Here is a 14,058-nt window from a genome sequence, read left to right as displayed (position 1 = left end):
GCGGTAACGGCTGATGGGTGTCCCGGTCTCCACATATCGACTCCAGATGCGCGGGGACGCGTTCACTTTCGCCGACGCACTCGCCCTGCTCGACTATCTGGACGAGTTGGGGGTCAGCCATCTGTACCTGTCCCCCATCCTGACCGCCGCAGAAGGGTCGACGCACGGCTACGACGTCACCGATCCCACCACCGTGTCGGCGGCCCTCGGCGGTCCCGACGCGCTGCGTGGCCTTTCGGAGGCGGCGCGCGAACGGGGGCTGGGCCTGATCGTCGATATCGTGCCCAACCACGTCGGTGTGGAGGATCCGCAGGCCAACCCGTGGTGGTGGGATGTGCTCACGCACGGTAGGGATTCGGCGTACGGGGCATTTTTCGACATCGACTGGGACCTGGCGGACGGGCGAATCGTGTTGCCGGTGCTTGGTTCTGACGACGACATAGCCGGGCTGGCGGTGGACGGCGACGTGCTGCGCCTCGGCGACCGGGCGTGGCCGATCGCGCCGGGCACCGGAGCCGGCACCGCCGAGCAGGTCTACGCACGCCAGCATTACACGCTGATCGGCTGGCGGAACAACGTGTGTGGGTACCGCCGTTTCTTCTCCATCACCTCGCTGGCAGGGCTGCGCCAGGAGGACCCCGAGGTGTTCGCCGCATCGCATGCCGAAGTGGCGCGCTGGTTCGCCGAGGGACTGGTCGACGGGCTGCGCATCGACCACCCCGACGGATTGACCGACCCCGCCGACTACCTCACGCGGCTACGTGAACTCGTGGGTCCCGACGCCTGGATCGTGATCGAGAAGATCCTGGCACCCGACGAGGCGCTGGACACGTCGCTGCCGGTCGACGGTGCCACCGGTTACGACGCGTTGCGCGAGGTGGGTGGCGTCTTCCTCGATCCTTCCGCCCAGTCCGACCTCGATGGGCTCTACGGCGGGACATCGGAATACGAGACCCAGATCGCCGAACTCAAGACGACCGCGGCCACCGTGACGCTGGCCAGCGAGCTGGCCCGCGTGCGCCGGACCATCGTCGCCGAGACCGGGACCGATCACCCACAGCTGCCCGAATCGATGACCGCATTGCTGACCCATATCGGCGTGTACCGGTTCGACTATCCCGCCCTTGCCGCGCTGGGCCCGGTGGCGATCGCCGAAACCATCTCCGTCCGTCCGGATCTCGCCGCCCCACTGCAGATCGTGGCCGCGGCGCTGGCCGGAGCCGGAGAATCGGCCAAACGCATCCAGCAGCTGTGCGGTGCCGTCACCGCCAAGGCCGTCGAAGACTGCCAGTTCTACCGGGATGCCCGATTGGTCACCCTCAACGAGGTCGGTGGCGAACCCGACCTGTTCGGTGTCAGCGCCGCCGAGTTCCATGCGCGCAACGCCACCAGGGCGGCGCTGTGGCCGCGCGCGATGGTGACCACCTCCACCCACGACACCAAGCGCAGCGAAGACGTCCGGGCACGCATCGGCGTGTTGTCCCAGGTGCCTGCGCTCTGGGCCGACCGGGTGGCACGCTGGTCCCAGGTGGTGATCGCACCCGATGCAGATACCGCACTGTTCCTGTGGCAGAACATCTTCGGCGTCTGGCCGGTGCATGGCGAGGTGACCGACGAGCTACGAACCCGTCTGCATGCCTATGCCGAGAAAGCGATCCGCGAAGCCGGTGTGCACACCACCTGGAACGACCCGGACACGGAGTTCGAATCGGCGGTACACGATTGGCTGGACGCGGTGCTCGACGGGCCGGTGGGCACGGAACTGACCGCTCTGGTCGGCCAGCTCCATCCGCACGCCCTCAACGACGCCATCGGCCAGAAGCTGCTCGCACTCACCGTGCCCGGCATTCCCGATGTCTACCAGGGCACCGAACTTCTCGACGACAGCCTGGTCGACCCGGACAACAGGCGGCCGGTCGACTACGCGGTTCGCCGCAAGGCGCTCGCCGATCTCGCCGACCCGAAGATCCGGATCGTCCATGCCGCGTTGCGATCACGCCGCGAACGGCCCGAAACCTTCCTGAGCGGCGGATACCGCCCACTACTGGCCGGCGGTCCGGCCGCCGATCACGTCCTCGCCTACGGCAGGGGCACCGACATCGTGGTGGCGGTCGGCAGATGGACCGCCCGACTCGAGGACACCGGTTGGGGTGAGACGACTGTGACGCTGCCCGAGGGCACTTGGACCGACCGCTTGACCGGTCGTACGTTCGACGGCGCGACCGCTGCCGCCGACCTGTTCGCCGAGCTGCCCGGTGTGCTGCTGGAGCGTGTGTGATGGCGACATTCGACGTATGGGCACCTCGCCCTGACCGGGTGACCTTGGAGCTCGACGGGGCGCGGTACCCGATGCAGCGCGACGAGGCCAACTGGTGGCATGTCGACGTCGACGCCCGTCCGGACAGTCGGTACGGATTCGTGCTCGATGACGACGACACGGTGCTGCCCGACCCGCGCTCACCGCGGCAACCCGATGGGGTGCACGGATCCTCGCAGCGCTGGCAGCCGCCCACTGCGCCGGCACCGTGGGCGGGCCGCTCGGTCGAGGGTGCCACCATCTACGAACTGCACATCGGGACCTTCACCCCGGCCGGCACCCTCGACGCGGCCACCGAGAAGCTGGATCACCTGGTCGATCTGGGTGTCGACTTCGTGGAACTGATGCCCGTCAACGCGTTCAGCGGCAGCCACGGCTGGGGTTATGACGGTGTGCTCTGGTACGCCGTCCACGAACCCTACGGCGGACCGGACGCACTGCTGCGCTTCGTCGACGCCTGCCATGCCCGCGGTCTCGGTGTGCTGATCGACGCCGTGTTCAACCACCTCGGACCGTCCGGGAACTACCTGCCGCGCTTCGGCCCGTACCTGTCCAGCGGCAGCAATCCGTGGGGCGAGTCGATCAACATCGCCGACGACGGTGCCGACGAGGTGCGCCGCTACATCATCGACTGCGCGCTGCGCTGGATGCGCGATTTCGGCGCCGATGGTCTGCGCCTGGACGCCGTTCATGCGCTGGTGGACACCACGGCCATCCACATCCTGGAGGAGCTCTCGGCCGAAACCGAGAAGCTGGCAACGCACTTGGGGCGGCCGCTGGCGCTGATCGCCGAGAGCGACATGAACGATCCGCGGACCATCACACCACGTGATCAGGGTGGGCTCGGGATGACGGCCCAATGGGACGACGATATCCACCACGCCATCCACACCGCGGTCTCCGGCGAACGGCAGGGCTACTACGCCGATTTCGGCTCCCTGCAGACGCTGGCGCAGACACTGGCCCACGGCTTCTTCCATGCGGGCACCTATTCGTCGTTCCGCGGCCGGCGGCACGGCCGTCCGCTGGACATCGCCACGGTCCCCGCGACGCGACTGGTGGCCTACACGCTGACCCACGATCAGGTCGGCAACCGGGCGGTCGGCGATCGGCCCTCACAGAATCTGACGCCCGGGCAGCTCGCGGTCAAGGCCGCGCTCGCGTTGGGATCGCCGTACACCGCCATGCTGTTCATGGGCGAGGAATGGGGTGCCGGCAGCCCGTTCCAATTCTTCAGTTCCCATCCCGAACCGGAATTGGCCCGCGCCACCGCCGAGGGCCGCAAGGCCGAATTCGCCGCGCACGGGTGGGATGCCGACGAGATCCCCGACCCGCAGGACCCGGCCACCTTCGAACGGTCCAAGCTGAACTGGGACGAGGTCGACCAGGGTGTGCACGCCCGCCTGCGCGAGACGTATCGCGGACTGATCGCGCTGCGACGCAACGAGCCCGACTTCGCCGATCCGTGGTTGACCCGGCTGCGCATCGACTACGACGAGTCGGCACGCTGGATCGTCATGTATCGCGGCACCTTCGCGGTGATCTGCAACCTCGGCGAGGCGGCGGTCACCGTGCCGGTCGACGGTGAGGTGGTGCTGGCCTGGGAACCGCCCTCCTCTTCCGGCGACGGTGGCACCGAGATCCCCGCGCAGTCGTTCGCGGTCTTGCGGGGAGCCCGCGCTACTCAGGTCAGGTAGCGATACGTCGGGGAACCCGGCTCGAGCAGTTCGACATGAGCATCGGAGGCCTCCATGCGGGCACGAAGGCCGTCCAGGTCACTTGCCGAGCCCATCTCGATGCCGACAAGGGCCTCGCCCGTCTCCCGGTTGTTGCGCTTGACGTACTCGAAGAGGGTGATGTCGTCATTGGGCCCGAGCACCGTGTCCAGGAAGCCGCGCAGCGCCCCGGGCTCCTGCGGGAAGTCGACCAGGAAGTAGTGCTTGAGCCCGCGGTGCACCAGGGAGCGTTCCAGGATCTCGCCGTAGCGCGACACATCGTTGTTACCGCCGGAGATGATGCACACCACCGTCGATCCGGGGGTGATGTCGGCCTCCAGCAGCGCGGCCACCGACAGCGCGCCCGCGGGCTCGGCGATGATGCCCTCGTTCTGGTACAGATCGAGCATCGTCGAGCAGACCGCGCCCTCGTCGACCGCGGTGACCGACACCATGTCACCGGCGGCTGCCAAGGCGGCGTAGGTGTGCGTGCCCGCCCGGGCCACCGCCGCCCCGTCGACGAATTGATCGACATGCTCCAGCGTCACCGGTGCGCCCGCCGCCAGCGCGGCCAGCATCGAGGCGGCCCCGGCCGGTTCGGCACCGAGCACCGCGGTGCCGGTGGTGCGCTCGGCCAGATAGGTGGTGATCCCGGCGATGCATCCGCCGCCGCCGATGGGGACGATCACCAGGTCTGGTTCACCGGGCAGCTGGTCGAGCAGTTCGACGGCGATGGTGCCCTGGCCGGCCATGGTGCGCGGGTCATCGTAGGGCGGTACCAGCGTGGCTCCGGTGCGGGCCACATCATCGAGGGCGGCCTGGGCGGCCATGTCGTAGGTCTTGCCGCCGACGATCAGCTCGATGAACTCACCACCGTGATAACGGATGCGGTCCCGCTTCTGCTTGGGCGTCTTGGCAGGCACGTAGACGCGTCCGTGCACGCCCATCGACCGGCACGCCAACGCGAAGCCCTGAGCATGGTTGCCCGCCGAGGAACACACCACCCCGGCGGCCAGCTCGTCGGGCGTCAGCTGCATCAACATGTTGTAGGCGCCGCGCAGCTTGTAGGAGCGGACCGCCTGCAGATCCTCGCGCTTGAGATAGACCTGCGCACCGGTGATCTGGGACAGCCGATCACTGAACTGCAGCGGGCTCACCGTGACCACACCCGAAATTCGCTCGGCAGCCTCGTCCACATCGGTGGCGGTCAGCGGCGAGGTGCTCTGGTTCAGATCGGTGGACACCCCGACAATGGTGCCACCACCTGGGCCGTCCGTGAAAATTGACCACCGGGCGTGACACGCCCAATACAGAGTTTCGGTTGCCCGAACTCTGGGTTGCGAGTTATCGTGGTGAGGTGACGACCCAGACCGAATTCGCCATCGCCGGGGTGCCCTGGCCGATGCACAAGCTGCTCGCGTTGATCGTGGGCGTGCTGGTCCTGGCATCGGTCGGCATGACGACCGCGAGCATGGGCACCGCCGTCCTCACCGCTGCCGGTATCGCCACCGTGATCTGGGTGGCCGGCGGCATGACGGCGCGCCGCTAGGTATCGCGCTACGCCGGTTGCAGATCGATGCCGCACGCGCAGGCGTCGATCGACGGGCATTGGCATTCCATCCCCCGACGGATGGTTTCCTTGGCGCGTAGCAACGAGGCGATGGTGACGTCGATCTCGGCCAGCTTCGCCTGGGCCAAAGCCCGCGAGGCGGGTCGGCCCGGCGCATCGTCTCCGATCAGCACCGCAATGTCCTCGAGTGCAAAGCCCGCCGTCTTGCATGCGCGAATGATCTCCAGTCGAACCAGCACCGCCTCCTTGTAACGACGTTGGCCGCCGACCCGGTTCGGGGCGGGCAACAAACCGATCTGCTCGTAGTACCGCAGGGTGGTCTGGGCGATCCCGGTGCGACGCGACACCTCGCCGATGGTCAGCACTCCCGTCATCATCACCGCCCCTCTCGACGCACACCGCTTGACTTGAAGCCAACTCTAAGTTGTTCACTGGCGTCATGCCAAAAACAGACACCGACCTGACCGCCCTCAGCCGCTCCCGGTACGCCATGCTGCGCACGTACCGCCGCGATGGTAGGTGCGTCGATACGCCGATGTGGTTCGCTTTGGACGGGCGAACCATGCTGCTGCGCACCAAGATCGGCCCCAAGACCCGTCGACTGCAGGCACATTCCGACGTCGAGGTGGCGATCTGCGATCACCGCGGCGAACGGGTGGGCACCTTCCGTCCCGGCCGGGCCCGGTTGCTCACCGGCGAGGCGGCCGAGCAGGCCAACACCGCGCTACACCGCCGCTACGGGTGGCAGTACAACATCCTGCCGATGGTGACGATCCCCGGTGTCACCAGCGTGCACCGCGACCTCCCGCTGCGCGAAAAGCTGCGCCGGGCAACGCATCGCACGCTGTGGCCCGACAGCGCGATGGTGGCCATCGAACTGTAGAACCGATCGGGGGCGCCGTGGGCGGACCTCAGCCGCCCAGACAACCGGGGCCGAGCAGCGCCTTCAGATCACCCATCAACGCCGAGGACGGGGTGACCCGCAGCGACTGGTCGAGCTCCAGGGTGGTGATCCGTTCACCGCTGATAAGCCGCAGATGCACCTGCGAGGTGCCGGGGTGCCGCGCGAGCACCTGCTTGAGCGCGGTCACCTTGTCCACCGTGCACTGCCGCGTCGGCAGGCTCACCGCAACCGGCCGGTCACCCTGGGCATTCGAGAAGTCCGGCACCACAAGGTCGTTGGCGATCAGCGAGATCCGGTCGTCACGGATGGCCACCTTCGCACCGACGATGACCACCGCGTCATCGGCGATATCGGCACCGAACGCCGAATAGGTCTGCGGGAAGAACAGCACCTCGATACCGCCGGTCAGGTCCTCCACCTGCGCCGAGGCCCACGGCAGACCGTTCTTGTTGACCCGGCGGTTCACCGAGGCGAGGATTCCGCCGATGCGCACCTGGGTGTCGTTGGCGATATCGCCTTCCAGGATCGACGGGATCTGGGTGTCGACATGCGCGGCGAGCAGGTGGGCGACACCGTCGAGGGGATGGCCGGACACGTAGAGACCCAACATCTCTCGTTCCAATGCCAGCTTGTGCTTGTCCTCCCACTCACCCTCGGGCACCGGGATGGTGAACACCGACTCCATCCCGGTGTCGGCGTCCCCGCCGCCGAACAGATCGAACTGGCCGATGGCCTCGGCCTTCTTGGTACCGAGCACCGAATCCACCGCATCGGCGTGCACCAGGAACAGGCCCTTGCGGGGATGCCCCAGCGAGTCGAAGGCGCCCGCCTTGATCAGGGACTCGGTCACCTTCTTGTTGCATGCCGTTATGTCGATCTTGTTCAGATAATCCGAGAAGTCGGTGTACTTCCCTTTTTCATTGCGGCCGTTGATGATCGACTGGACCACGTTGGCGCCGACATTGCGCACCCCGCCGAGGCCGTAGCGGATATCGTCGCCGACCGAGGCGAAGTTGTGCACGGATTCGTTGACGTCGGGCGGCAGCACGGTGATGCCGAGCCGGCGGCAGTCCGACAGGTAGATGGCGGCCTTGTCCTTGTCGTCACCGACCGAGGTCAGCAGACCTGCCATGTACTCGGCCTGGTAGTTGGCCTTGAGATAGGCAGTCCAGAACGACACCAGCCCGTAACCGGCGGCGTGCGACTTGTTGAACGCGTACCCGGCGAACGGCAGGATGGTGTCCCACAGCGCCTTCACCGCGGCCTCGGAGAACCCGTTGGCCGTCATGCCCTCCTTGAAGCCCTTGTACTCGGCCTCGAGCACCTCGAGCTTCTTCTTGCCCATGGCTTTTCGCAGCGCATCGGCCTTGCCCATGGTGTAGGACGCGACCTTCTGGGCGATGAACATGATCTGCTCTTGGTAGACGATCAGGCCATAGGTCTCGGCCAGGATCTCCTTGAGCGGCTCTTCGAGCTCTGGATGGATCGGCTTGATCGGCTGGCGACCGTTCTTCCGGTCGGCGTAGTCGTTGTGCGCGTTCATGCCCATCGGGCCCGGCCGGTACAGCGCCAGCACGGCCACGATGTCGTTGAATCCGGTCGGCTGCATACGGCGCAGCAGGTCACGCATCGGCCCGCCGTCGAGCTGGAACACCCCGAGGGTGTCACCGCGGGACAGCAGCTCATAGGTCGCCGGATCATCGAGCGGGAGATGATCCATGTCCAGATCGATACCGCGGTTGGCCTTGATGTTCTCCAGCGCGTCACCGATGACGGTGAGGTTGCGCAGACCGAGGAAGTCCATCTTCAGCAGGCCGATGGACTCACACGAGGGGTAATCCCAGCCGGTGATGATGGCGCCGTCCTGCGGGCGCTTCCACAGCGGGATCGCGTCGACGAGGGGTTCGGAGCTCATGATCACCGCGCAGGCGTGCACGCCGGCGTTGCGGACCAGACCCTCCAGGCCGCGGGCGGTCTCGTAGATGGTGCGCACATCGGGATCGGTGTCGATGAGCCCCCGTACCTCGGCGGCCTCCTTGTACCGCTCGTGCTTGGGGTCGGTGATACCCGACAGCGGGATGTCCTTGGCCATGATCGGCGGCGGCAGCGCCTTGGTGATGCGGTCGGCGATGGCGAAACCGGGCTGGCCGTAGTTGACCCGAGCCGAGTCCTTCAGCGCGGCCTTGGTCTTGATGGTGCCGAAGGTGATGACCTGCGCGACCCGGTCGCTACCCCACTTTTCGCTGGCGTAGCGCACCATCTCACCGCGGCGGCGGTCGTCGAAGTCGATATCGATATCGGGTGCCGACGGACGCTCGGGGTTGAGGAACCGCTCGAAGAGCAGGCCGTGCGGGATCGGGTCGATGTTCGTGATGCCCATGGCGTAGGCCACCAGCGAACCGGCCGCCGACCCACGGCCGGGCCCGACCCGGATGTTGACCGAGCGGGCGTAGTTGATCAGGTCGGCGACGATCAGGAAGTACGCCGGGAAGCCCTTGTCACAGATGACCTTGATCTCGTAGTCGGCGCGGTCGATGTACTCCTGGGGAACCTGCGCACCCGGGAACCGTCGCTCCGCCAGCCCGGTCATCACCTCGTGGGTCAGCCAGGACTGCTGATCGTGGCCGTCGGGAACCGGGAAGACCGGCATCCGGTCACGGGGGGTCCACACATCGGCGTAGGACTGCACGCGCTCGCCGATCAGCAGGGTCGAATCGCAGGCACCGGGCACCTGCGGATCCCACAGCGCCCGCATGTCCGCGGCCGACTTCAGGTAGTAGCCGTCACCGTCGAACTTGAACCGGGTGGGATCCGACAGCGTCTTGCCGGTCTGCACGCACAGCAGCGCCTCGTGGGTTTGCGAGGCCTCGCGGGTGACGTAGTGGCAGTCGTTGGTGGCCAACGGCGGGATGCCGAGCTTGCGGCCCACCTCGAGCAGCCCGTCGCGGACCCGGCGCTCGATCTCGATGCCGTGGTCCATCAGCTCCAGGAAGAAATTCTCCTTACCGAAGATGTCCTGCCATTTGGCGGCGGCTTCCAGCGCCTCGTCGACGTGCCCGAGCCGCAACCGGGTCTGCACCTCACCGGAGGGGCACCCGGTCGTGGCGATGATGCCCTCGGCGTGCTCGGCGATCAGCTCGGCGTCCATCCGCGACCACTTGCCCAGCTGGCCCTCGAACGAGGCCAGCGAGGACAGCTTGAACAGGTTGCGCAGACCGGTCGCATTCTCGGCGACCATCGTCATGTGGGTGTAGGCACCACTACCGGAGACGTCGTCACCCTTCTGGCTGCGATCACCCCACTGCACGCGCTTGGTATCGAATCGAGAAGCGGGGGCGATGTAGGCCTCGATACCGATGATCGGCTTGATCCCGGCATCGGTGGCGACGTTGTAGAACTCGCTGGCCCCGAACATGTTGCCGTGGTCGGTCATTCCGATGGCCGGCATCTCGAGGCGTTGCGCCTCGGCGATCATCGGCTTGACCTTGGCCGCGCCGTCGAGCATCGAGTATTCGGTGTGGTTATGCAGATGCACGAACGAGGAGCCCATAGGACGACGATTCTATGGGTGCCGACCGACATCCCCGGGCGTGTCGCGGGGACGTGTCCGGCACACCCGCGCCCAGCTGCGGCGCGACCGGCCTTCTCGCCCGGCAACGACCCCCGGCCGCCGGTTGTATCGTGGGATTTTGTGATCGAGCTCAACGGTGTCGCCAAGACGTTCGGCGGCGGCATCACCGCTCTGCGGGACGTGAGCTTCGCGGTCCCCACCGGTTCGGTCTGCGCCCTGCTCGGCCACAACGGCGCCGGGAAGACCACCGCCGTCAACATCCTCTCGACGCTGGTACGGCCGTCGGCGGGGTCGGCGACGGTGGCCGGGTACGACGTGGTCGCCGACGCCGCGCAGGTGCGCCGCGCGATCGGGGTCACCGGCCAGGACGCCGCACTGGACCTGCGTCTGACCGGAAGGGAGAACCTGGTGCTCTTCGCCCGCCTGCGCGGGCTTTCCAAGAGCCGGGCCCGCGCCAGGGCCGACGAGCTGATCACCAGGTTCGACATGCGCGGGGCCGCCGACCGGCAGGTGAGCGGATACTCCGGCGGCATGCGCCGCCGGATCGACATCGCCGTGTCGCTGGTGGTGTCGCCCACGGTGCTGTTCCTCGACGAGCCGACGACCGGTCTGGACCCGCGCAGTCGCCGAGACGTGTGGGATCTGGTGTCGGAAATGTCCGCACAGGACATCACCGTTCTGCTGACCACCCAATATCTCGAGGAGGCCGACGTGCTCAGCGACTCCGTCGTGATCCTCGACTCGGGCCGCGTGGTGGCCAGCGGCACGGCCGACGAACTCAAGCGCCGGGCCGGGCCGGGCTACTGCCAGATGACGGCGATGCACGCCGAGGACCTGCCGCGGATCGCCGCGGCGCTCAGCGACTTCGACGAGGTCGAGGTGGACGCCAAGGCCATGCGCGTCTCGGTGCCCGCTCCCCGTGGCACCGCCACGCTGTCGGAGGTGTTCCGCAGGCTGGAGGACATCGGCGTCGAACTGCTCGACATCTCGTTGCGGCGCCCGACGCTCGACGAGGTGTTCCTGCACCTGACCGCCCCCTCCGCCGCGTCGTGAGCGCGCCGGTCATCCTGACCGCGCGGTTGATGCGACGCAATCGGGTGGATCTGGCCTTCGCCATCGTCGCTCCCCTGGTCGGCATCATCGGCCTGGTGTTCCTGTTGCAGGACGTCATCGTGACCGACGGGATGACCTACGCGCAGTACGTACTCCCGGCGGTCGTGGTGCAGGCGATGTTCTTCGGAGCGTTGACCACCACCGACCGCGCCGCGGCGGACAACGCCGACGGGATGAGCAGGCGGCTGCAGACGCTGCCGATCTCACGCTTGGCTCCGCTGACGGCACGCATGTACTACTGCCTTGTCCGCGGCCTACTGGCAATCATGGCCTCGACGCTGGGCGCACTGTTGTTCGGTTTCCGGTTTACCGGCGGAATCGGTTATGCCACAGCATTTTTCGGACTCGCCCTGGTGTTGACCCTGGCGCTGTCGCTGGGCGCCGATGCCGTGGGTGCGCGCGCCAAGCGCAGCGAGGTCGCCGGCCAGCTACTGCTGATCCCCCAGTTACTGCTGGTGCTGTTGTCGACCGGATTGGCGCCGACGGAGTCCTTCCCCACCGCCCTGCAACCGTTCGTCTCCAGCCAACCGGTCTCCCAGATCACCGAGGCCCTGCGCGATTTCACCGACGGCCGGGTCGATGCGCCCAACGCATGGGCCAGCGTGGGCTGGTGCCTCCTGTTCCTCGGCCTTTTCGGCTACGCCGCCCTGCGAGAACAGCGGCGAACCCGATGACCCGCCCGCAGGCGCAGCCACCGCGTCGTGGCGCCGCGCGAGAGGTGGCCGACGAGGTCTGGATCTTCGCCGTCAGGTTGCTCGTGCAGTGGTGCCGGTATCCCACGGTGCCACTGCAGGCGCTGATGTTCCCCGCGGTTCTGCTGCTCACCTACAGCGTGCTGGTGGGCAAGTCGATGACCAGGATCACCGGCAACAGCGGACTCGACCTGCTCATCCCGGTGTGCGCGCTGGTCGGTGCGATGTCGGGGTCGGCGGCGTCGGGGTCGATGATGTCCCATGACCGCGAGAACGGGTTGCTCACCCGCCTGTGGATCATGCCGGTGCGCCGCGGCAGCGCCCTTGCCGGCATCGTGCTGGCCGAGGCCCTTCGCACCGTGCTGGGCACTGTGCTGGTCGCCGCGATCGGCTACGGTCTCGGGTTCCGCTTCCACGGCAACATCGTCGCGCTGGCGGGCTATCTGGTCATCCCCAGCGTGATCGTGGCGGTCTACACGCTGATCGTCATCATCCTGGGTCTACGCGGTGAGGGCCGCACCATCTTGGCCTGGTTCGGCACCGTGAGCGTCGGACTGGCTTTCGCCGCCGTCGTCCCGGTCGACAAGACCCCGGCAACGCTGCGCCCGTTGGCCGAGTACCAACCCGTCGCCGCGGCGGTCGAGACGATGCGACTGCTGTCGGTGGGCGATGCGAACATCGGACTACCGCTGGCCGTCACCGCGGTCTGGGTCATCCTGCTCGGGAGCATCTTCGGTCCCGCGGCGGTGCGCGGTTACCGGCGGGCGGCCGAGTCCGGGCCCGTCGGCGGCTGAGCCATCCGGGTAGTCGGCGCGCCGTCCCGCCACGATCATCCAGACCAGCGTCGCGACGGCGGCGACGAGGTAGACCAGTCCCGCCCACGCCAGATACCACGGCTGGCTGATGTCGTGGATGCTGGACTGCGCCGAGGACAGCAGGGTCGGGACGCTGAGGACCATCAGGGCGAACCACACACAACCCAGCAGGCGGGCACCGGGTTTCGCGCGCCACGGCCCATGGAACAACCAGATCATCAGGGGCACCACCCGCACCCAGTGGTGGGTCCAGGCCACCGGCGAGGCCACCAGCCCGAAGATCTGGATCACCAGCAGCGAAGCCAACCGGTCGCGTGCACCGCCCACCGATCCGAGCGCCCGCCACGCCAACACCGAGATCAGCGCGGTGACCAGCAAGGCACCGATCAGCAGCGCACCGGTCCCCACATCGTGGCCCACGATTCGGGACAGGCCGCCGCGCCAGGACTGATTCCAGACCGACCCGACGGGAAGATCATGGCCGGCCTCGCTCATGCGCCCGGGAAAGTAGCGTCGTGTCTCGTCGGGCAGCAGCAGATAACCGATGCCGACGGTCGCGAAGAACACCACCGCGGAGAAGAGGGCGGTACCCCAGCGGCGGACCCCCACAAAGTACAACCCGGTGATGGCCGGGGTCAGTTTGATGCCCGCCGTCACGCCGATCAGTAGGCCGGACACCCACCAGCGCGTGCTGTAGGCGGCGTAGAGCACCGCGAGCATGAGAAAGATGCCGATCTGTCCGACCTGGATGCTGCCGCCGGGCGGCTCCATCCAGATCGCGACCGCGGTCCACAGCATGGCGATCCGCCGGCTCCCGCCACCGACGAAACGCTGGCTCAGTCGTACGGTGGCATAGACCGCACCCACCAGGGCCAGCTGCCACAAAAGCGCCGTGAGGCCGAAGGGCAGCAGGTGCAGCGGATAGAACAGGATCGCCGCGAACGGTGGATAGGTGAACGGAAGCTGCTCGTTCTTCAGCGGATCGGTATAGAAGAACTCGTAGAGCGTGCCCGGATTGTTCAGCGCGGCGCCGCCGAGAACGTAGATGCGCAAATCGAAGAAGGCGTCGCCCTCGACGAGGTAATACCCCATCGTCGACGCCACCCGCAGGACCACACTGAGCGCGAAAATTGCCGGAGCCAGCGCTTTTAGACGCGCGAACCGATCTCGCGCCGACGGAACAGAATCCGTACTCACCAGGGCGACTATAAGGCACCGCGACCGGCTCACGCTCGGGTGCACGGGTGCCATCGCGCGGGTGGCTGATCGGCCCGGCTGTCGTAGCGGGTCCGAGTACCGGGTCCGAGCGGTCCACGAGACGACCGATGCCCCGAATTCGCTACGAAATCCGGTGAATCGCC

11 protein-coding genes are annotated in these 14,058 nt (G+C 67.2%); 7 read left to right on the top strand and 4 right to left on the bottom strand.

What is annotated here, in order from left to right; all coding sequences use genetic code 11:
• The first annotated feature begins 13 nt into the window (after positions 1-13).
• A complete protein-coding gene (treY, locus tag G154_RS18980; protein ID WP_023985746.1) occupies positions 14-2,278 on the top strand; it encodes a malto-oligosyltrehalose synthase in 2,265 nt (754 codons plus the stop codon).
• Positions 2,278-4,014, top strand: a complete 1,737-nt coding sequence (gene treZ, locus G154_RS18975) for a malto-oligosyltrehalose trehalohydrolase (RefSeq protein WP_023985745.1) — start codon at positions 2,278-2,280, stop codon at positions 4,012-4,014. The genes treY and treZ overlap by 1 nt, the downstream gene beginning before the upstream one ends.
• Here the strand turns inward: treZ and ilvA are convergent.
• A complete protein-coding gene (ilvA, locus tag G154_RS18970) occupies positions 4,002-5,276 on the bottom strand; it encodes a threonine ammonia-lyase IlvA (RefSeq protein WP_019513189.1) in 1,275 nt (424 codons plus the stop codon). The two genes, treZ and ilvA, sit on opposite strands and share 13 nt — an antisense overlap.
• Before the next feature lie 113 nt (positions 5,277-5,389).
• On the opposite strand from ilvA, the gene G154_RS18965 reads away from it, so the two are divergent.
• Positions 5,390-5,581, top strand: coding sequence for a hypothetical protein (locus G154_RS18965; protein ID WP_019513188.1), 192 nt, complete (start codon positions 5,390-5,392; stop codon positions 5,579-5,581).
• A gap of 8 nt (positions 5,582-5,589) precedes the next feature.
• Here the strand turns inward: G154_RS18965 and G154_RS18960 are convergent, their stop codons facing one another.
• Entirely contained in the window at positions 5,590-5,967 is a 378-nt protein-coding gene (locus G154_RS18960) for a MerR family transcriptional regulator (protein ID WP_187697563.1), read from the bottom strand.
• Between the two features lie 74 nt (positions 5,968-6,041).
• Between G154_RS18960 and G154_RS18955 the strand changes: the two genes are divergently transcribed.
• Positions 6,042-6,485 (top strand): PPOX class F420-dependent oxidoreductase, encoded by a 444-nt coding sequence (locus tag G154_RS18955; RefSeq protein WP_023985743.1) that lies wholly within the window; start codon positions 6,042-6,044, stop codon positions 6,483-6,485.
• A gap of 28 nt (positions 6,486-6,513) precedes the next feature.
• Here G154_RS18955 and dnaE read toward each other — a convergent pair whose 3' ends face one another.
• Positions 6,514-10,056, bottom strand: coding sequence for a DNA polymerase III subunit alpha (dnaE, locus tag G154_RS18950; protein ID WP_019513185.1), 3,543 nt, complete (start codon positions 10,054-10,056; stop codon positions 6,514-6,516).
• Between the two features lie 141 nt (positions 10,057-10,197).
• On the opposite strand from dnaE, the gene G154_RS18945 reads away from it, so the two are divergent.
• The 3 genes from G154_RS18945 to G154_RS18935 are packed head-to-tail and all read left to right on the top strand — an operon-like array spanning position 10,198 to position 12,676.
• Positions 10,198-11,130, top strand: a complete 933-nt coding sequence (locus G154_RS18945; protein ID WP_019513184.1) for a daunorubicin resistance protein DrrA family ABC transporter ATP-binding protein — start codon at positions 10,198-10,200, stop codon at positions 11,128-11,130.
• Positions 11,127-11,864 (top strand): ABC transporter permease, encoded by a 738-nt coding sequence (locus G154_RS18940; protein WP_019513183.1) that lies wholly within the window; start codon positions 11,127-11,129, stop codon positions 11,862-11,864. Before G154_RS18945 ends, G154_RS18940 begins: the two co-directional genes overlap by 4 nt.
• The gene (locus G154_RS18935) at positions 11,861-12,676 is read left to right on the top strand and encodes an ABC transporter permease (RefSeq protein ID WP_019513182.1); all 816 of its coding nucleotides are present in this window, start codon (positions 11,861-11,863) and stop codon (positions 12,674-12,676) included. Before G154_RS18940 ends, G154_RS18935 begins: the two co-directional genes overlap by 4 nt.
• Here the strand turns inward: G154_RS18935 and G154_RS18930 are convergent.
• On the bottom strand, positions 12,566-13,894 hold the full coding sequence (locus G154_RS18930) for a mannosyltransferase (protein ID WP_234713090.1): 1,329 nt from the start codon (positions 13,892-13,894) through the stop codon (positions 12,566-12,568). The two genes, G154_RS18935 and G154_RS18930, sit on opposite strands and share 111 nt — an antisense overlap.
• Positions 13,895-14,058: the final 164 nt, after the last annotated feature.

Origin of the sequence: Mycobacterium sp. VKM Ac-1816D (genome assembly GCF_000416385.1) — a bacterium.
Taxonomy (GTDB): Bacteria; Actinomycetota; Actinomycetes; order Mycobacteriales; family Mycobacteriaceae; genus Mycobacterium; species Mycobacterium neoaurum_A.
Note: the sequence above shows the minus strand (reverse complement) of the source record. Positions and strands in the feature narration are given on the sequence as shown.